The following is an 18,950-nucleotide window of genomic DNA, read 5'->3' on the forward strand; positions in this document are numbered from 1 at the left end:
TGCATCACAGCCCCAGCGCCTGAGAGAATGGACAGTTAACGTTCCCGCTATACTCTGGAATGGGAAAGTACGGAGGGGGTAATCATGGTTTTGGTGAATACGGTTTCCACCACGGCCACTGCGGCGCTAAAGCTGATGAGTGTCACGACGGCAGGCAGCCCAGCCCCTGTTGGGCGGATTGCTTCTGGTCTCAACCCGGTTTCCACGCGCTCGCTGTCTCCCACTGTGTCCGACGCGTTGTTGAAAATTCAGCAGCTTGTTTCAGGCAGCGCGCAAGAGAGCGGCAATCTCGCCAAAGCGATCGTCTCGGCGGAAAAAGCGAAATGGCTGCAGTCGCTCGGGGCCGACAGCTGGGTCGTGAAGGACCAGCCTCAACTCGGCGATGCCGAATTGCGCGAGCAGGTTATGGCCAATGCCGCTCAAAACGGCACCGCCAGGCTGGCCGGTTTCTCCGAGGCGCTCGCCAATGGCACGCTGAAAATCCAGCGAGCTTCGGAAATCCCGGAACTGGGCTACCGTACCGTTCAGGTCGATCTCTACAGCGGCGGAAACAAGATCGGCGGCGCCGGTTATTCGGAATTCAACAAGGATTACTGGCTTGCCCAACGCCAGGCCGGGACGTTTCTTGGCCTCGGCTCCATCAATGGCACCGACTATGTGATGAGCTGGGCAATGCCGTGGGAAGCGGACAACGCCTCGCTCGGCACCGGCATCTATGCCAAGAGTTAGCTTCCGACGCAGGCGGCAGGCGGGATAAGCGCCAGTTCGAACAGGAAGGTAGCGAAACCATGCCCATCAAAGCCGTTCGCCGGACCGTATTCGCCATCAGCGCCGGCGTGGCTTTCGCCTTCGCGCTTCTACCATCGACGACCCCCGCCAGCGCCGCCGACGGCACCGAGACCATCGTGCTGATCCGCCACGGCGAAAAACCGCCGCAGGGGTTGGGACAGCTCAATTGCCAGGGCCTGAACCGGTCGCTGCGCCTGCCGGCGGTCGTCAAGGCGCGGTTCGGGGTGCCGGCCGCCATCTTCGCGCCAAATCCGGCCGATCAGAAGACCGACCAGGGCGAGGCCTATGACTATGTCAGGCCGCTTGCCACCGTCGAACCGACGGCGATCGCCTTCGGCCTGCCGGTCAATGCCGGCATCGGCGTCGAGGACATTTCGAAGCTGCAGGCGAGGCTCGAGGACAAGGCCTACGCCAATGCGCTTGTTCTCGTCGCCTGGGAGCACAAGCAGCTCGTCAAGCTGGCGCGCAAATTGATGAAGGATCACGACGGCGATCCCGACAGCGTGCCCAAATGGCAGGGCGACGATTTCGACGGCATCTATGTGGTCAAGCTCAGCCGCAAGGGCGGCGACACCGCCGCCACCTTCGCCAGGCAAGCGCAAGGCCTCAACGGCCAGCCCGCCACCTGCCCCAACTAGCCCGAAGAAGCCCCGCGCGAGGTTTGCACCCACGTGGCAGGCAAACCCGCCAGCCGGCCGCCGCGCAGCGCCGCCGGGGGATCAAAATTGTTCGCCTTGGCCCATTCGAGACGGGCTGGCGGCGCGCGCGGCGCCTGCCTATAACAACAATGGCTCAATTTCGGGCTGGGGAATACTTGAAATGAAGAACTGGACAATCGCCGCCTCAGCGGCGGCGCTGACGCTTGCCGTCATGGGATCGGCTAAGGCCGACGATCTGGTGTTTACACTGAAGAACGGCACCAACTCCGTCCTCAATGCCTTCTACACCTCGCCGGTCGGCGAGGATAACTGGGAGGAGGACGTGTTCGGGCAAAACGCGCTGGCGCCCGGCGGCAGCGTCACCATCACCATCAAGGACGGTCGCCGCGCCTGCAAATACGATATGCGCTTCGAGTTCCAGGGCGATGATCTCGACGATCTCGAGGACACCCAGGATCTTTGCCAGATGAGCGACTACACCATCACCGAATAACGAAGGACAGCCCGGTCACCACGCGGTGACCGGGCGCCGTCGCAGCGCAGCACTCAGGCCGGGGGCGTTGGCTGCAGCCAGCGGCCGGTCGCATACCAGATCGCCGAAACGATCAGGATCGACGCATAGCCGTCCAGCGAATAATGCCAGCCGGTATAGACGGATCCAAACATGATCACCGCGGCAAACAGCCAGCCGGCGAGCCCCGCCCATCTGTTGATGGAGGCAAGCAGGCAGGCGTTCAGGCAGGCGACGGCGACATGCATGCTGGGCATGGCCGAAATGCCGCTGCCGAGATCGGCGTGGCCGGACAGATAGAGGCTGTAGAGATAGTCCGAGAACGAGGCCGCGCCGCCGATATTCGCCAGGCCGATCAGCTTGGCGTCGAGTTCGGCGAAACGCGTCGAGCCCAGGATGCGATCGTAGAAGATCGGCCCGCCGGACGAGAAAATCGCCGCGACGATCAGGCCGCCGATCACGAAGGTCAGCGCCAGCGCCCAGTAATAACGAAGCTGGGTCCGGACGCTGGCGCAGAAGGCGAGCGCGATCGGCACGCAGAGCCACTCCAGCGTCCACAGATATTCATAGGCGTTAAACAGCCATCCCGCCCAGAACCGGCCTACCGCGGCATGGGCAAAGCGCCATGGCGAGTGCCCGTAGAGCGACTTGTCGGCGTTCGCCAGCCACTTGTCGGCCCAGAACGGCACCACCTCGGGGAACGTCGTCTTCAGCGTCGAAAACGCCGCCAGGCACAACGCGAAACCGACGGCCACGAAAAGCGCGTTCGCCCAGCGAGAGTTCACCTTGTCGTGGACATAACGAACCGGGCTGTCCCAACCGGCAATGAGGGACGGTACCCCAAGGGCGATGACCACGATGACCGGCGACGCCAGCGTCATCATCGCCAGGTGCCAGGCGGTCAGGTCGAGATAGGCCCTCGGCGATACGGTAAAGCTGACCAGGCACCAAACCGCGACGAACAGGACGAGCTGATGAACAGCCGTAACGCCCGTGAGCCGTCCTCGCTCAACCGTCTCGATCGTCATGCGGCTGCCCCAGTACACGCCTGGAGAAGAGACTATGCGGCCGTTCTTACTGAGACGTTACCAATCAAGCGATCGAACAGGAACACCAATGGCTTAGCCGTCGCGACCAACGGCCTGCCTTGCGCCTGAAACCCTACCCGCCTCACCTGCGCTCATAGGGTTTCAGCGTCATCGCGAAGATGCGGGTCAGCGCCCTCACCGCCTCCTCGCGCGAAACGCGGCCGGCAACGGCATCCTGCGCCAGCGCCTCGGCGGCGCCCAGCAGCCCCTTGTAAAGGACGTCGGCATCGGCCGGCGCCATGTCGATCAGCCCGACAAAGGCCTTGCGGTAGCGCTCGACATAGCCGTCGCGCAGCACCTGGCGGAATGCCGCCGTCTCCTCCGTCGCGGCAAGGGCGGCAAATGTGGCGCCCATTTCGGGGCCCATGTCCAGCACGCACCCGACATAGGACGAGGCAAAGATCTGCGAAACAGCTTCCACCGTGTCGCCGCCGGCTTCCAGAACCCTCGCCTGCGCCGCCAGCTGGCGGTCGTTGTATTGGTCGCACAATGCAACCAAAAGGCCGGCGCGCGTGCCGAAATGTTCGTAGGCGATCGGCTTGGACACGCCGGCGCGTTCGGCCACATGGCCGAGCGTCAGCCCGTCGGTGCCCTCGTCGGCGATGATGGCGCGCGCCGTCTCCAGCAATTGCAGGCGACGGTCCGCTTTCGCCAGTCTTTTCGTCACGCCTTCGTTCATGCCCGTCACCGTCGCGAATTATTTTGGCCAGCCGCTTGATCGGCGTTGGTGGCCACTTATGTTACCATCAGTAACTTACCAAGGGTAATTTACGATCAGTAATATAGGAGAGAACCCATGTCTGTTGTAGCCCGTGAAATCCTCTTGAACAGCCGCCCCGCCGGCACCCCCACTCTCGACACATTCCGCAAGGCCGAACGCAGGCTGCCGGCGCCCGGTGAAGGGCAGCTTCTGGTCAGGACGCTGTGGATGTCGGTCGATCCTTATATGCGTGGCCGCATGCGCGACCAGCCGAGCTATATCGCCCCCTTCCAGGTCGGCGAGCCGCTTGAAGGTTCGGCCGTCGGCGTCGTCGAGGAGAGCCGCGCCGAAGGCTTCGCCAAGGGCGATGTCGTCAGCCACTTCGCCGGCTGGCGCGACCATGCCGTGATCGACGCCGCCGGCGTCACCAAGGTCGATCTTGACGCCGCGCCGGCCGAAGCCTGGCTCGGGCCGCTCGGCGTGCCGGGCTTCACCGCCTATATCGGCCTCGAACGCATCGGCGGCCTCAAGGCAGGCGAGACCGTCTTCGTCTCGGCGGCGGCCGGCGCGGTCGGCTCGATGGCCGTGCAGATCGCCAAGGCCAAGGGCGCGCGCGTCATCGCCTCGGTCGGCAGCGCGGAAAAGGCCGCCTGGCTGCGTGAACTCGGCGCCGACGCCGTCGTCAACTACAAGACCGCCACCGACCTGACGGCGGCACTGCGCGAGGCAGCCCCCGAAGGCATCGACGTCTATTTCGACAATGTCGGCGGCAATCATCTCGATGCGGCGCTGGCCGTCGCCAAGAATTCGGCGCGCGTCGTCATCAGCGGCATGATCGCCGGCTACAATGAAGAGCAGCCGGCGGAAGTCATGCACAACCTCGCCTCGATCATCGTCAAGCGGCTGTCGCTGCGCGGCTTCATCGTGCTCGACCACTACGACCTCTACCCGCAGTTCTCGGCCGCCATGATCGGCTGGCTGAAGGACGGCAAGGTGACGTCGCGCGACACCGTCCATGAAGGCCTCGACAACGCGCCGAAAGCCTTCCTCGGCCTGTTCTCCGGCGACAACACCGGCAAGATGCTGGTCAGGCTGGCCGACCGCTGACGCCATCGCAGCCGGCCAGTCAGCCTCCCCTCCTTTTGACTGGCCGGCCGCGACAGCGCCTGATATCCCTTGCCGCATGGCCGACACCACGCCGAAGCAACCCGCTTGCATCGTGCATCGCCACGATCAAGCCGGGCCCGCCGGCTGACCATGGCGGCCGCCAAGCACCCATCGAGGACCGCCGTCGACGGCACCGCCGCGCCGTCTTCCGACGACGAGCTGCTGGCCTTCTTCCAGCGTGCCGCCTTCGATTATTTCCTGATCGAGGCCAATCCCGAAAACGGCCTGGTCGCCGACCGCACGAGGCAAGGTTCGCCCGCCTCGATCGCAGCCGTCGGCATGGCGCTCACCGCCTATCCCGTCGGTGTCGAGCGCGGTTTCATGACCAGGCAGGAGGCGCGCGAGCGCACGCTGGCGACGCTGCGCTTCTTCTGGAACAGCCGGCAAGGGCCCGAGCCCGACGCCACCGGCTACAAGGGGTTCTACTACCACTTCCTCGACATGAAGACCGGCCGCAGGGTCTGGAACTGCGAACTCTCCACCATCGACACCGCCTTGCTGTTCGGCGGCGTCATCGCCGCCGGCGCCTATTTCCGGGAAGATGAGCCACAGGAAGCCGAGATCCGCACTTTGGCCGAAGCCCTCTACCGGCGCGTCGACTGGGCGTGGGCGCTGAATGGCGGCGCCGCCGTCTCGCTCGGCTGGAAGCCGGAAACCGGCTTCATCTCCTATCGCTGGCTGGGCTACAGCGAGGCCCTGCTGCTTTACATCCTCGGCCTCGGTTCGCCCACCTTCCCGCTGCCGGCCGAAAGCTACGCGGCCTGGCTGGCCACCTATCGCTGGAAGACGATCTACGGCCAGCACTTCGTCTATGCCGGCCCGCTCTTCATCCATCAGATGTCGCATGTCTGGATCGACTTCCGCGATCTGCGCGACGCTTTCATGCGCGAAAAGGGCCTCGATTATTTCGAGAACAGCCGCCGCGCCACCTATGTCCAGCGCGAATACGCCATCCGCAACCCGCACGGCTTCGCCGGCTACAAGGCCCATTGCTGGGGCATCACCGCGTCCGACGGTCCCGGCTACAGCAAACGCGTCATCAAGGGCGTCAAGCGGCGTTTCTATGACTACCGGGCGCGCGGCGCCCCCTATGGACCGGACGACGGCACCGTCTCGCCCTGGGCGGCGATCGCCTCGCTGCCCTTCGCGCCCGAAATCGTGCTGCCGGTGCTGCGCTATTATCACGAGATCGACCTGAAGGACGACAATCCTTACGGCTTCGTCGCCAGCTACAATCCGACGCTGACCGGGCGCCACCACACCGGCTGGGTTTCGCCCGACCATGTCGGCATCAACCAGGGCCCCATCCCCGTGATGATCGAAAACCACTGGACCGGCCTCATCTGGAACCTGATGCGCCAATCGCCCTATATCGTCACCGGCCTGCGCCGCGCCGGTTTCACCGGCGGCTGGCTGTAGGGGCGCAGGCGCACCGGTCAGGAGAACACCCAGGCGGCTCATCCAAACCGGCCCGAAAAATGGAATCCGGTTCCCGGAAACGTTTTGCTCAAACAGTAGATGGAACCCTGTTCCGGGCTTGCCGGGAAAGGGTACGCCCTATGCCCGCGAGGCTGTGTCGCGCACGTCGGACGGCGTGGTCCCGAAGCGCCGTCGGAACGCCCGGTTGAAATGGGACAGATCGTTGAAGCCGGCCTCGAAGGCGATGGCCGTGATGTTGCGGCCACAGCAGCGCGGATCGCAGAGCATGCGATGCGCGCGCAGCAGTCGCTGGCCAAGCATGAAATCCGACAGTGACATGCCATCGCTCTCGAACAATTTGCGTATGTAGCGTGCCGAAAGCCGGTGACGTTTGGCGACATCGTCGACCGACAGATCGCCGCCATGCGCGACAATGTCGGCCTTGATGGCGCGCAGCCGCGCCACGCGCACGCCACGGCCGCGCGCGATCTCCACCGCATCCCTGGTCCCGCCGATCGCAAGTGCGGCAAGATCGAAAATATGCGTCGTCGCCAGATGCGACGCTTCGCGCGTCAGCCCGTCGCCCGCATCCTGGACCGCCTGGACATAGTCGAGCAGAAGCCGCATCGCCCAGCCGCCGGTCGCCAGCGGCTGCATCAGCACCGCTGCGGGATCGCCGATCAACGGTGAAAGCTGCTTCAGCGAAAAGCTCATATTGACGAAGCGAAGACCGCCGGGCTGGATCACATTGAGGCCAACCTCGTCCCCACTCATCATCAGCGCCTGGCCGTTGCCGACCGGCTCCTCGCGGCCGCGATGCTTCATGACGCTCACCCCGTCGAGCGCCGCCAGCAGGACGAAGTCGTCATTGTCGATCAACGGCGTCGAACGATGCACCCTGAATTCCGAACAGCTGCCGGTGGCGATGCCGAGGCCTGGTAGAGCGCGCACCCGCATGTCGACCTGTGTCGGCGCAAGCGGATCGAGGTCAACTTTCAAGACCGTGCGGCCGTAGACCTCGCGCATGATCTCGACACGATCCCGCGCCGGAATTGCGTCCGTCACCAGCCGAAACGAGGCGGATGGGCCCACTGTCGCATCCCCTGCCAAGAAGCGCGCTGATATGCGCCCAGCCCCTCAAAACGTCAATACAGGGCCGTTCTGGCCGCTTTTAGGGCCGTTCCGTCCAAGCCGCCTCCTCCCACTCAACCTAGTTTGCGGCGCGTTTCCAAACCCGGAGCGCATTGGCAACGATCACAAGGGAGTCCGATGTTTTATCTGCAAATAGTCAAGACGCTGTCAGCCCTCGCCTCGGCGGGCTTCAATGCGCGTGTCTACCTGCTTCCCATCGCGTTGGGCAAAACCGTCGCCGACCATCGCGACCTCAAGCTGCCGCCGCGCGTCGGGGAGCGTCAGCCATGAGCCTGAGAGGTACAGTCCTGGCGGCTCCAATTGTCTGTTTCAGCCTTGCCGGTTGCGTCGGCGTCAATCCTGTCTCGGCCGTCGTCGGCATGGCCGGCATGGCCGCCGCCAACTCGATCGGCATGGCGCAGTCGGCCGTCATCAGCCCGCAGGAGCAGGCGAAATATGCCAACATGTCCTGTGCGGATTTGCGGCAACTGACGTCAAACTACGAGATGGCCCAAGGTGCTGGCCCGGCGCCGAAGAAATATGGCGGCATGGCGCCGGCCGGCAAGATGGCGATCGTCAATCAGGTCATCGGCACCCGGCTTGCCTATCTGAAACAGCTGATCGGGAGCAAGGGATGCTGAGGGGCCTGTCGCACCATGCATACGGCGCGGCGCTCATCGTCCTGGCCGGGTGGCTGACCTTCGGCGCGACCGAGGCCGCCGGCCTGGGCAAGGGACCGGCGATACGCGCCCGCCATGGGGCGGTGCCCGTGGCACTTGTCGGCAAATGGGGTTTTGCCGCCACCTCCGGCGAATATTGCGACCCTCTCGGCGCCTGCGCGCCCGGCAGCGGCGGCAGCATCTCCTTCACCTTCCGCCAGGACGGCCGCGCCGAATATTCGCTGTTTCAATCGTCGCTGATCGACGGTTGCGGCCAGGTCCAGACACTGACGCTGAAGACCGGCACGGTGACGGTGAACGGCTCGACCCTGCTCTTCATGCCCAAGGCGGGAAGCTACAAATCCGTCAATGGCTGCCGGCCGGACCTCACCGGCAGCTGGAAATTCGGCACCGGCGACCTGAAGCCTGTCTCGTTCGACTGGCAATTGGAAGACGGGCAATTGTCGCTGGTCGACCCCGGAGGCGAGGCCAGCGGCATCTACAGCCGAAGATGACTGCCGGCGCTCCTGGGTCGGAAGCACCAGAACGCAGGAGCGCCTGGTCGTTCAGCTTGTGTCGCAGGCAAGGCGTGGCTGACGGAAGAAGCGGAGATCCCGCCAAAGACGGCGGCGTGGATCGACACCGTGGCTCAATTCGTGGAAACCGCGGACGGCATGAAGCCCAGGGGGCTGAAAGGGAAGCGGTTTAAGGTGTAGCGCCAACGGCGCCACCAGAAAGCGGAGCGCTTTTACGATCCAACCGTGACGACGAAATGTTTCGTCACCGGCTCGACGATCTTCCATGTGCCTTTGAAATCCGCTTCCACGACAAAGGCGTCGCCGGGCCCGACCTCAACCGGTTCGCCGCCATCGGGAGTGATGACGATACGGCCGGCGATCATGTGGACGAATTCATAGTCCGTGTAGGTCGCGTGATAGGTCCCCGGGGTCGCCTGCCAGGTTCCCGACAGAACCTTGCCGTCCTTGGTGGTGTGCTGGACGGCGGTCTTCATCGTGGGCTTTCCCTCGACCACAACCCAGCCCGGCAGGTCGCTGGTATCGGCGTTTTCCACCTTGCCGAACTTGAGAACCGTCGTGCGTGTCATGGTGGGCCTCTCCCATTCCCGTTGGCGGGCCAGAGCGCCCGACATCCCGAATATCGGATGCGTCATGGACCGGCAACTTGGTTTCCCGCTGGCCCGCTATTCAGTCCTTCTTGGCTCCGTCCGGAATGCGCCCGTCACAGGTTCGTGTGCCCTATCGTCCCGATACGTTCAGGAACCATTCAGCAGGCCCCGGGTTGAGTGGTATGTTGGGGGTGCAGTTGACGGAGGAGAAAATGGATCGACGGCTATTTCTGACCGGAATACTCGGCCTTGCCGGCGCCGCTGCGGTTGCGGTGACACTTCGCCCAGGCGAGGCCCTTGCCGGCGTGCCTTCCGCTCGTGGCGGCATCCTGGATGAACTCGATAAAGCAGAACCCGCCGTATTCGATGGCGAAGACAGCGCCGAAGTCGAGTTGGTCGATCATGGCCGAGGCCACCGACGACACTGGGATCGCCGCCATTGGGGTCGACGGCACGGGCATCACCGGCCGAGGCGCCCAGGCTGGCGGCGTGTATGCCGCCGATACTGGCGCCACGGCCGAACGCACGTTCGGTGCTGGCGCGAACGGGGCTGGGGTCCACGCTGGTAGCCGCAAGCTTGGGAACCCCGGTCGAAAGGTCGGGGCTCCTCCTCCGCGATCAGGCGGCCATTCGAACGGCTCTCCAACCACTCTTCCCTGCCTTAGCTGCACAACGATTCATTTTTACACCGCCAGATTGCCGCGAAGTCGAGACGCAGATTGCAAGCGCCTAACCGTAGATTATTCTGGTTGCATTATGGGGCGTTAGTCGGGGTACTGAGGGGGGGGGGCTTTTTTGCATCGTTGGCTATTGTGGTCACTGCGGCATGTCTGGCTTCTGGCGCCGCTGGTAACGGGAAATGCTGCATCCGCGGAAGATTTGCCTGACTTTATAGGCTCAACAATGCAATTCGGCATTGTCCGGAGCAATGCGCCGGGTTGTGAGCCGACCTGTCCTGAATGGATATCGGCCGAAGGCGCAATTCAGGCAAGCACACCGGCTCTGTTCAAGCGCGTTCTCAAGATACTCGATGGAAGAAAGCTGCCGATCATCATCGATTCTCCCGGCGGCGATGTTAATGCCGCGATGGCGCTAGGCCGACTGATCCGCAAGAACAAGCTCGATATCGCCGTTGGCAAAACCCATTGCGACGGTAGCTCGTCCTACAGCTCAAGCTGCATCGCAACCGGCGAAGGTGTGATTACTCAGTATGTTGGCAACCTTTTTGACCACGGTGCCATATGCAATTCCGCCTGTCCGCTGATGTTTGCCGGCGGCAACAGGCGTCTGGTCGGCAACCAAGCCTTTCTCGGCGTCCACCAAGTTACGACGACCCACACCCGCATCATAAGACATTACCGAACCACCTATCGTACCGTGCGGGGCAAAAGGTACAAAATCACCACGGAAACGAGCACCCAAGACAATGCCGGCAGCTACAAAACCTACAAGATGAGCAAGTCGCTGGAGAAAAAGCTTGGTGCCTACCTAAAAGAGATGGGCGTCGAACAGGATGTGCTCGTTACGATGAAAAACACCCCGGCCAGCGCCATTCATCAGTTGGTGCCGCAGAACATGCTGAAGATGAAGCTGGTTACCAGTCTGGATTCACTTGATCTGCTGACCGGGAAGCAAGTCTGCAGCAACAATCCATTGCCGGCAAATTGCAGGACGATAATGCCTCCTGCGGACAAGCCCAAGCTATCGAATGACGCAACTGAAGCGGCGATCTTGCCAAGCGATGTCAAATCTCGATCGCTCCCCTGCGCGAACAAAAAAGACGGATCGCAACTAATTGGGCTCAGCCCCAATGTCGGAGAGGCTTGTCGTGAAAATCACGCAGCCGAACCATCAGATCAGCCGCTGCCGGGGTGGCCGGCTAAAGACTGGACCCAGCCGACCGGCCCGTACTCCAATCCATGACCGTCGTTGGCACACGTCGGACCAGAAACCCGATCCACAAACGAAAAACATCTATCCAGCCGAAGCTGAGCTGGTCCGCATAGATGACTGTGACCTGTCTACGAACAAGCGGCGACCATGGCGGCCATGGACGACAATCCCAGAGCAAACAATGTCAACGATGTACTTAGGGCAATTGGCCGCACGCGAGGGAGCGTCATGAACCACTCATACAATCTGGGAAACACAAACCTCCAGAACGAAGGATAGCTTCTGCCGCCCCGATAGACTGCAAACATTGCGACAGCCAAAAGCAGGAACAGAAAGGCGCGAGGTAGAGCTACCGCATCTGGGCTATTGTTAAACCGGGACCAAACGGGCTCAGGAGGCTGACAAAGACCGGGATGAAGCGCGGAAAAATACCTGATATCAAAATAGTAGAAATTACAGAGGGCCACGAAAGCTGCGGCAAGCAGCAGGGCCTTGCGTTCGTAGAGCCAAACTAACACTCCGCGAAAACTGTCACGGACACCGTTCGACAACATTGCCTCCCACTGCATTTATGGTGAAGTGTTAGCTGAGTGGTGCTGCTCCTTCAACGTTGCTAGATTGAGCGGGATCAACTCGCCGCTTCTGACCTCACTCACTTGGCAGTCGCCTCGAACAAGAGATCGCCGATCCACATCTCAACGATCCCGATCGGAAGCGCCATTGCACGGACGCCATCACGTCTGGCTCGATGACGACCGGCGGCCGGCCACCGCAGCGAACGATGTGAACTGCCCATGGCACAAGATACCCGGCAGCCAGCCTGCCGCGATGCCACCGTTGAAAGGCACCTGCCCGCCGCCGATGCGCCGCACGCCGGCATGCGTCAACAACACCATCGCGCCCTTGTCATTTTCGGGGTTACATCGGCCGAAACTCTCGCCTATAAGGCCCGCCTAGCCTGATACAAGAATCCTTTCCTGCGCAACCCGGCCGGGTCTCTGCGCGCGCCAGCGCGCGAAATGGAGAAGCCCCCGTCCCGGTTCTTGGCGCAGGCTGGAGCATGATCCCGAAAAGTTGTAGACTTTTCGGACAAGATCATGTGACAAAACAAAGAGTTAGAACGGACCGAGACAATGCCAAAACGCACCGACATCAAGTCCATCCTGATCATCGGCGCCGGTCCCATTGTCATCGGCCAGGCTTGCGAGTTCGACTACTCCGGCACCCAGGCCTGCAAGGCGCTGCGGCAGGAGGGTTACCGCGTCATCCTGGTCAACTCCAATCCGGCCACCATCATGACCGACCCGGAGCTGGCCGACGCCACCTATATCGAGCCGATCACGCCCGAGGTCGTCGCCAAGATCATCGCCAAGGAGCGCCCCGACGCGCTTCTGCCCACAATGGGCGGCCAGACCGCGCTCAACACGGCGCTGTCGCTGCGCCGCATGGGTGTGCTCGACCGCTACAATGTCGAGATGATCGGCGCCGATGCGCACGCCATCGACAAGGCCGAGGACCGCTCGCTGTTTCGCGAGGCGATGGCCAAGATCGGCCTGGAGACGCCGCGCTCGATGCTGGCCAATGCGTCCGCCGTCAAGGACGAGGACCGCAAGAAGCACGAGGCCGAGCGCGCCGCGCTGAAGGCTTCGGGCGCCGCCAATCTCGATGCGGCGCTCGATGCGCTGGAAACCCAGTGGAACCTCGGCGAAGGCGACCGCAAGCAGCGCTACATCAACCACGCCATGGCGATCGCCGCCCAGGCGCTCGACCATGTCGGCCTGCCGGCCATCATCCGCCCCTCCTTCACCATGGGCGGCACCGGCGGCGGCATCGCCTACAACCGCACCGAATTCTTCGAGATCGTCGGCTCCGGCCTCGACGCCTCGCCCACCACCGAAGTGCTGATCGAGGAATCGGTGCTCGGCTGGAAGGAATACGAGATGGAAGTCGTGCGCGACCGCGCCGACAACTGCATCATCGTCTGCTCGATCGAAAACATCGACCCGATGGGCGTGCACACGGGGGATTCCATCACGGTCGCGCCAGCGCTGACGCTGACGGATAAAGAATACCAGATCATGCGCAACGCCTCGATCGCGGTGCTGCGCGAGATCGGCGTCGAAACCGGCGGCTCCAACGTGCAGTTCGCCGTCAACCCGGCGGATGGCCGCCTTGTCGTCATTGAAATGAACCCGCGCGTGTCGCGCTCTTCGGCGCTGGCCTCCAAGGCGACCGGCTTCCCGATCGCCAAGATCGCCGCCAAGCTCGCGGTCGGCTACACGCTGGACGAGCTGGAGAACGACATCACCGGAGGTGCTACGCCCGCCTCGTTCGAGCCCTCCATCGACTACGTCGTCACGAAAATCCCGCGCTTTGCGTTTGAAAAATTCCCCGGCGCCTCGCCGGTGCTGACCACCGCCATGAAGTCGGTCGGCGAAGTGATGGCGATTGGCCGCACCTTCCAGGAATCGCTGCAGAAGGCCCTGCGCGGACTGGAAACCGGCCTCACCGGCCTCGACGAGATCGAGATCCCCGGCCTCGGCGGCAATGGCGGCGCCGACGACCGCAACGCTATTCGCGCAGCCCTCGGCACGCCGACGCCGGACCGGCTGCGCATGGTGGCGCAGGCGATCCGCATGGGCACCTCGCTGGAAGAGGTGCACGACATCTCGAAAATCGACCCGTGGTTCCTCGAGCAGATCGCCGGCATCATTGCCATGGAAGCGCGCATCCGCGAACACGGCCTGCCGGAAGACGCCGCCAATCTGCGCATGCTGAAGGCCATGGGTTTCGCCGACGCCCGCCTCGCCTCGCTGACCCGCACCGACGCCGACGCGGTCGCCAAGCGCCGTACCGCCTTAGGCGTGCACCCGGTCTATAAGCGCATCGACACCTGCGCGGCCGAATTCGCCTCGCCGACGGCTTACATGTATTCGACCTACGAGACGCCTTTCGCCGGCGCGCTGGCCGACGAGGCCAAGGTCTCGGACCGGAAAAAGGTCGTCATCCTCGGCGGCGGGCCGAACCGCATCGGCCAGGGCATCGAGTTCGACTATTGCTGCGTGCACGCCGCCTACGCGCTGCGCGAGGCGGGTTACGAATCGATCATGGTCAACTGCAACCCGGAGACCGTGTCGACCGACTACGACACCTCCGACCGCCTCTATTTCGAGCCGCTGACGGCGGAAGACGTGCTGGAGATCCTGCGCGCCGAAAAGGCCGCCGGCACGCTGCACGGCGTCATCGTGCAGTTCGGCGGCCAGACCCCGCTGAAGCTGGCCGATGCGCTGGAAAAGGCCGGCATCCCGATCCTCGGCACCTCGCCCGACATGATCGATCTCGCCGAAGACCGCGACCGCTTCCAGAAGCTGCTGCACAAGCTCGATTTGAAGCAGCCGAAGAACGGCATCGCCTATTCGGTCGAGCAGGCCCGCACCGTGGCCGGCGAGCTCGGCTTCCCGTTGGTCGTGCGCCCCTCCTATGTGCTCGGCGGCCGCGCCATGCAGATCATCCACGACGAGGGCATGCTGCAGACCTATCTGCTCGACACCGTGCCCGGCCTGGTGCCCGAGGACATCAAGCAGAAATACCCCAACGACAAGACCGGCCAGATCAACACACTGCTCGGCAAAAACCCGCTTCTGTTCGACACTTATCTGTCGGGCGCCATCGAGGTCGACGTCGACTGCCTGTGCGACCGCAACGCCACCTTCGTCTCCGGCATCATGGAGCATATCGAGGAGGCCGGCATCCATTCGGGCGATAGCGCCTGCTCGCTGCCGGTCTATTCGCTGTCGACCGAACTGGTCGACGAACTGGAGCGGCAGACGTCGGCGCTCGCCCGCGCCCTCAATGTCGGCGGCCTGATGAACGTGCAATATGCCATCAAGGATGGCGTGATCTACGTGCTGGAGGTCAATCCCCGCGCCTCGCGCACCGTGCCGTTCGTGGCCAAAACCGTCGGCAAGCCGATCGCCAAGATCGCCGCGCGCATCATGTCGGGCGAGACCCTGGACGCCGCCTTCGCCCATTACGGCGAAAAGCCCGACCCCAGGCGGCCCGGCCATGTCGCGGTCAAGGAAGCCGTGTTCCCCTTCGCCCGCTTCCCCGGCGTCGACATCCTGCTCGGGCCGGAGATGAAGTCGACCGGCGAGGTGATGGGCCTCGACCGCGATTTCGCCATGGCCTTCGCCAAGAGCCAGCTCGGCGCCGGCGTCGACCTGCCGCGTTCGGGCACGCTGTTCGTGTCGGTGCGCGACGAGGACAAGGCAGGCATGCTGCCGGCGGTCAAGCGCCTGGCCGGCCAGGGGTTCCGGGTGCTCGCCACCTCGGGCACCGCGCGCTACCTGAAGGAAAACGGCGTCGAGGCCGAGAAGATCAACAAGGTGCTGGAAGGCCGCCCGCATATCGAGGACGCCATCCGCAACCGCCAGGTGCAGATCGTCTTCAACACCACCGACGGCCAGAAGGCGGTGTCGGACTCAAAATCGCTGCGCCGCGCCACGCTGATGCAGAAAGTGCCTTATTACACGACGCTCGCCGGCATGGGCGCCGTCGCCGAAGCCATCGCCGCGCTGCGCGCCGGCTCGCTGGAAGTGCGGCCGCTGCAGGAATATTTTTGAGCCCTTTCCCTTCTCCCCTTGCGGGAGAAGGTGACCGAGCCCGGCGGCAAAGCCGCCGCTGGCGAAGTCGGATGAGGGGTGCTGGAAGAAACGGGACGTTTCGCAACGGCACCTCACATCGCCTCGATCTTTCGAGCAAGCGCTCCGTCCAACACCCCTCATCCGTCTCGACGCTAACGCGTCGAGCCACCTTCTCCCACAAGGGGAGGAGGAAGAGCGCCGTGAGCGCCTCATTTCACGAGGTGAAGAGCGGTCTGCGCAGCGAACGAAAAGCCAGTTGCTTGGCTTTTCGAGCGATGAACGTCCCGAATCTACAAGGCTGGAAAGTAGCGTTCGTATAGAATGTACGTAGGGTGCTCATTCATCCAACGGATACTCGTGCCGCGAACGATCAAGCCCGTGACAGGTACCTGGAACGCAAAGAGGGGGGGGGCACCCATCATCACCAAGTAAAACATCAGTATTTATAAAACTTGATAGGAAAAAATAGGTCGGATACATTGGGCTTAATGTTCGTGGAGTTCCGTATGATTGCCAAGTCAAATACAGCAGCAAAATCGAAACCCGCTAAACCAGCGAAAACCCTCTCGTCGAAATCGCCTACTATACCGATGGGAAGCACGCTGGAGTTCTACAACGAAGATTTCGGCAGAACACTGTTTCCATTGAACACGAACAAGTTTCTTATCAACAATGGAGAGAGCTTAGTTAAAGATTATATCAACAAATGCCTAGATAAGGACAATAATCATTACTCTTTTATATCACAAATAAGAGTTTACGGTGCGAAACCGGAAAATCACCTGAGAAGAACTGTAAAATTGGATGCTATATCTGAATATTATATATATGACATAATATTTCGGAATAAGAATTTATTTCGCAAACCTCACATAATAAGCAGGTCTCACTACGGATACCGTTTTCAGGAAGGGGCGCCGATATCGCCGACGTCCGCTTACAAAGCCTTCAAGGGCGCTATATCTGAGTATACGAGTGAATACGAATACTCTATGAGCTTCGATGTTGCGTCATATTTTAACAACATCTACCATCACGACCTCGTAAGTTGGTTTTCCGAACTTGGCGCATCCGATGCGGACGCCGAAGGCCTAGGCCAGATGCTCAGACAGATAAAATCTGGGATATCTGTCGACTGCCTCCCGCAGGGCTTATACCCAACCAAAATGATTGGAAACGACTTCATTCGATTTGTTGATAATTATCACGGGCTTAGATCCAAGAAAATTGTTCGCTTTATGGATGACTTCTATCTGTTTTCCGATAGAGCTGAAGACCTTGACGACGATTTCCAAGCCATTCAACGCCTCCTCGGCGATAAGAACTTATCAGTAAACCCGCTTAAGACCCACAAGGGCAACGCCACTCTCCTAAAAATGGAGAACGAAATCGATGAGGTAAAACAGAAACTCCTAGAGAGACGAAGGATACTTATAACGCAAGGATACGACGAGTCCGGCAACGAGATACTGAAGGAACATCTTTTCAAATCCCCCTTAAGCGAAAAGGAAATGGACTACATAAATACAATACTCGAAAATCAAACCATAGAAGAAGAAGATGCAGAATTAATACTAACAATTATGAGAGAAAATTCCGGTAAAGTCGAGAAAAGACTTCCGTATATATTGGAAAGATTTCCACACCTCACAAAGAGCGTTTATAATTTTTGCGCATCGGTCAAAGATAAAGAGCTTCTTTCTGAAACAATACTTTCCGTATTAAAGCCAAAAAGGAGACTAATGGAATTTCAACTATTTTGGATATCTTCAATACTTGAAGATTTCTTAATGCAAACGAAAAACACGGCAGAATTAATAGACAAATTGTTCAATCACACCTCCGCAACTTCTATATCCAAGGCAAAGATTCTAGAGATACCGGATACACGATTTGGATTGCCGGAGTTACGAAATGATTATCTCGTCAGCGGGCAATCTGATTGGTTGGCATGGTCATCTGCAGTGGGATCGAGAGGGCTGAAGAAAATCTCTCGAAATCATAGACTTAAGTATTTTGGCAATTCATCCAGCATGAATCATTTAGTAGCCGAAATAGTTCTCAATGCATGAGCTTTTTTTGTAGGTACTTGAAAATTAATACAGCTATCTCGTCGGTTAATTTTCACCAATAATACTATATAAGCTACAATCAATTGGGTGCGCAGAGATGTAGTATAGTTTATTTACCTGGATTATACCGAGATTGATTGATTTCTATGTAGGGATTTAGTACGCTTTCTATCTACTCACCCCCACTCCCTAAACTCCTTCATCAACCCCTCATAATCCTCCATCGGCGGTAGCGCCTCGTAGCTTTTCACCGCGCCCGTCTCGGCGAAGGGCAGTTTTTCACCCACCCAGGTCTCGATATAGGGCGCGAAGTCGCCCGCGCCTTCGAGCAGCGTCGGGCGCACATTGACGAACCAGTCCATGCCCTCGGCTTTCGTGAACATCCAGCTCATGCAGTGGCTGCAGAAATAATGGTGCGCGTCGGCGCCGTGCAGGCCGCCGATCACCGGCTCGCCCTCGGTGACGGCAAAACCCTCGGCCGGAATGGCGGCCGACAGCGAATAGGCCGAAGAGCTCATCTTCTGGCAGCCGGTGCAGTGGCAGGCCATGGTCACCAAGGGTGCCGCACTCACCGTAATCTTGACGCGCCCGCAGCGGCAGGCGCCTTGTCTCGGCAGTTTCCAGTCCATCATCGTCTCCCCTGTTTCGCGGCAGGATAGACGGGCGGCAGCGGCAGACAAGCGCGGCGGCGCGTCGCGGGCTTTGCCGACGTGGGCGACGGCCCGCGCAGGCAGTCGCCGCGGACCGACGCGGCGGACGCGACTCCCCCCCGCACAAGCGTGGCGCCACGTGGCGCACCCCGCAAAACTCCGTCATTCCCGACCGCGTGAGCGAGGAACGAGCGGAGCGTGTCGGGAATCCATGCCGGAGCGCTGATGCGTCGGCGCGGTGCAGGATGTGGATTGGATGCGTGGAGGAAGACGCAAGCTCAAAGAAAGAACGTTGTCCGTTCAGTCCCTTGCCGAAAACCGCACGAAAACCACGCCCGGATTTGTCCACACGTTCGGGGCACACGCCACAATCGGCCCATCGCCCTCACGGGAACCTGGTGCGCACCGGGTATCAGGGAGGGCGCCGGTGCCGGACTGGCAGC

Annotated in this window: 18 protein-coding genes; 11 read left to right on the plus strand and 7 right to left on the minus strand. The window is 61.0% G+C overall.

What is annotated here, in order from left to right; translation table 11 throughout:
- Positions 1-84 precede the first annotated feature (84 nt).
- The 3 genes from QFZ88_RS06455 to QFZ88_RS06465 all read left to right on the plus strand — a co-directional run bounded on the left by QFZ88_RS06455 (position 85) and on the right by QFZ88_RS06465 (position 1,941).
- Positions 85-729, plus strand: a complete 645-nt coding sequence (locus tag QFZ88_RS06455; RefSeq protein WP_024927821.1) for a hypothetical protein — start codon at positions 85-87, stop codon at positions 727-729.
- A gap of 59 nt (positions 730-788) precedes the next feature.
- Complete coding sequence (locus QFZ88_RS06460) at positions 789-1,427, plus strand: hypothetical protein (protein ID WP_024923700.1); 639 nt, start codon at positions 789-791, stop codon at positions 1,425-1,427.
- 181 nt (positions 1,428-1,608) lie between these two features.
- Entirely contained in the window at positions 1,609-1,941 is a 333-nt protein-coding gene (locus tag QFZ88_RS06465) for a hypothetical protein (RefSeq protein ID WP_024923701.1), read from the plus strand.
- Positions 1,942-1,994: 53 nt separating this feature from the next.
- Here the strand turns inward: QFZ88_RS06465 and QFZ88_RS06470 are convergent, their stop codons facing one another.
- Both QFZ88_RS06470 and QFZ88_RS06475 read right to left on the minus strand, forming a co-directional pair.
- Positions 1,995-2,987, minus strand: a complete 993-nt coding sequence (locus tag QFZ88_RS06470) for a phosphatase PAP2 family protein (protein WP_024923702.1) — start codon at positions 2,985-2,987, stop codon at positions 1,995-1,997.
- 142 nt (positions 2,988-3,129) lie between these two features.
- A complete protein-coding gene (locus QFZ88_RS06475; protein WP_036254288.1) occupies positions 3,130-3,726 on the minus strand; it encodes a TetR/AcrR family transcriptional regulator in 597 nt (198 codons plus the stop codon).
- Positions 3,727-3,843: 117 nt separating this feature from the next.
- Between QFZ88_RS06475 and QFZ88_RS06480 the strand changes: the two genes are divergently transcribed.
- Together QFZ88_RS06480 and QFZ88_RS06485 are read left to right on the plus strand one after the other, a co-directional pair.
- Positions 3,844-4,854, plus strand: a complete 1,011-nt coding sequence (locus QFZ88_RS06480; protein WP_024923704.1) for an NADP-dependent oxidoreductase — start codon at positions 3,844-3,846, stop codon at positions 4,852-4,854.
- A 150-nt stretch (positions 4,855-5,004) separates the two neighbouring features.
- Positions 5,005-6,333 (plus strand): glucoamylase family protein, encoded by a 1,329-nt coding sequence (locus tag QFZ88_RS06485; protein WP_024923705.1) that lies wholly within the window; start codon positions 5,005-5,007, stop codon positions 6,331-6,333.
- Between the two features lie 138 nt (positions 6,334-6,471).
- Here the strand turns inward: QFZ88_RS06485 and QFZ88_RS06490 are convergent, their stop codons facing one another.
- Positions 6,472-7,425, minus strand: a complete 954-nt coding sequence (locus tag QFZ88_RS06490; protein WP_244431124.1) for a helix-turn-helix transcriptional regulator — start codon at positions 7,423-7,425, stop codon at positions 6,472-6,474.
- A 177-nt stretch (positions 7,426-7,602) separates the two neighbouring features.
- Between QFZ88_RS06490 and QFZ88_RS06495 the strand changes: the two genes are divergently transcribed.
- From QFZ88_RS06495 to QFZ88_RS06505, 3 genes are read left to right on the plus strand one after another with little or no spacing between them, the layout of a single operon-like run.
- Entirely contained in the window at positions 7,603-7,755 is a 153-nt protein-coding gene (locus tag QFZ88_RS06495; RefSeq protein WP_162835300.1) for a hypothetical protein, read from the plus strand.
- Positions 7,752-8,105 (plus strand): hypothetical protein, encoded by a 354-nt coding sequence (locus QFZ88_RS06500; RefSeq protein WP_024923707.1) that lies wholly within the window; start codon positions 7,752-7,754, stop codon positions 8,103-8,105. Before QFZ88_RS06495 ends, QFZ88_RS06500 begins: the two co-directional genes overlap by 4 nt.
- The gene (locus QFZ88_RS06505) at positions 8,099-8,638 is read left to right on the plus strand and encodes a hypothetical protein (protein ID WP_024923708.1); all 540 of its coding nucleotides are present in this window, start codon (positions 8,099-8,101) and stop codon (positions 8,636-8,638) included. Before QFZ88_RS06500 ends, QFZ88_RS06505 begins: the two co-directional genes overlap by 7 nt.
- 233 nt (positions 8,639-8,871) lie before the next feature.
- Here the strand turns inward: QFZ88_RS06505 and QFZ88_RS06510 are convergent, their stop codons facing one another.
- Both QFZ88_RS06510 and QFZ88_RS06515 read right to left on the minus strand, forming a co-directional pair.
- Entirely contained in the window at positions 8,872-9,228 is a 357-nt protein-coding gene (locus QFZ88_RS06510; RefSeq protein ID WP_024923709.1) for a cupin domain-containing protein, read from the minus strand.
- Between the two features lie 245 nt (positions 9,229-9,473).
- The gene (locus tag QFZ88_RS06515; RefSeq protein ID WP_161773049.1) at positions 9,474-9,704 is read right to left on the minus strand and encodes a hypothetical protein; all 231 of its coding nucleotides are present in this window, start codon (positions 9,702-9,704) and stop codon (positions 9,474-9,476) included.
- 448 nt (positions 9,705-10,152) lie between these two features.
- On the opposite strand from QFZ88_RS06515, the gene QFZ88_RS06520 reads away from it, so the two are divergent.
- Positions 10,153-11,172, plus strand: a complete 1,020-nt coding sequence (locus QFZ88_RS06520; protein ID WP_051504761.1) for a hypothetical protein — start codon at positions 10,153-10,155, stop codon at positions 11,170-11,172.
- Between the two features lie 704 nt (positions 11,173-11,876).
- Here QFZ88_RS06520 and QFZ88_RS06525 read toward each other — a convergent pair.
- The gene (locus tag QFZ88_RS06525) at positions 11,877-12,038 is read right to left on the minus strand and encodes a hypothetical protein (protein ID WP_161773050.1); all 162 of its coding nucleotides are present in this window, start codon (positions 12,036-12,038) and stop codon (positions 11,877-11,879) included.
- A 237-nt stretch (positions 12,039-12,275) separates the two neighbouring features.
- Between QFZ88_RS06525 and carB the strand changes: the two genes are divergently transcribed.
- The gene (carB, locus tag QFZ88_RS06530; RefSeq protein WP_024923713.1) at positions 12,276-15,764 is read left to right on the plus strand and encodes a carbamoyl-phosphate synthase large subunit; all 3,489 of its coding nucleotides are present in this window, start codon (positions 12,276-12,278) and stop codon (positions 15,762-15,764) included.
- A gap of 527 nt (positions 15,765-16,291) precedes the next feature.
- On the plus strand, positions 16,292-17,857 hold the full coding sequence (gene drt5, locus QFZ88_RS06535; RefSeq protein ID WP_161773051.1) for an antiviral reverse transcriptase Drt5: 1,566 nt from the start codon (positions 16,292-16,294) through the stop codon (positions 17,855-17,857).
- A gap of 176 nt (positions 17,858-18,033) precedes the next feature.
- Here the strand turns inward: drt5 and QFZ88_RS06540 are convergent, their stop codons facing one another.
- Entirely contained in the window at positions 18,034-18,489 is a 456-nt protein-coding gene (locus QFZ88_RS06540; RefSeq protein WP_024923715.1) for a GFA family protein, read from the minus strand.
- Positions 18,490-18,950: the final 461 nt, after the last annotated feature.

The sequence above is a fragment of the Mesorhizobium sp. YL-MeA3-2017 genome, assembly GCF_030814575.1.
GTDB classification, from domain to species: domain Bacteria; phylum Pseudomonadota; class Alphaproteobacteria; order Rhizobiales; family Rhizobiaceae; genus Mesorhizobium; species Mesorhizobium terrae.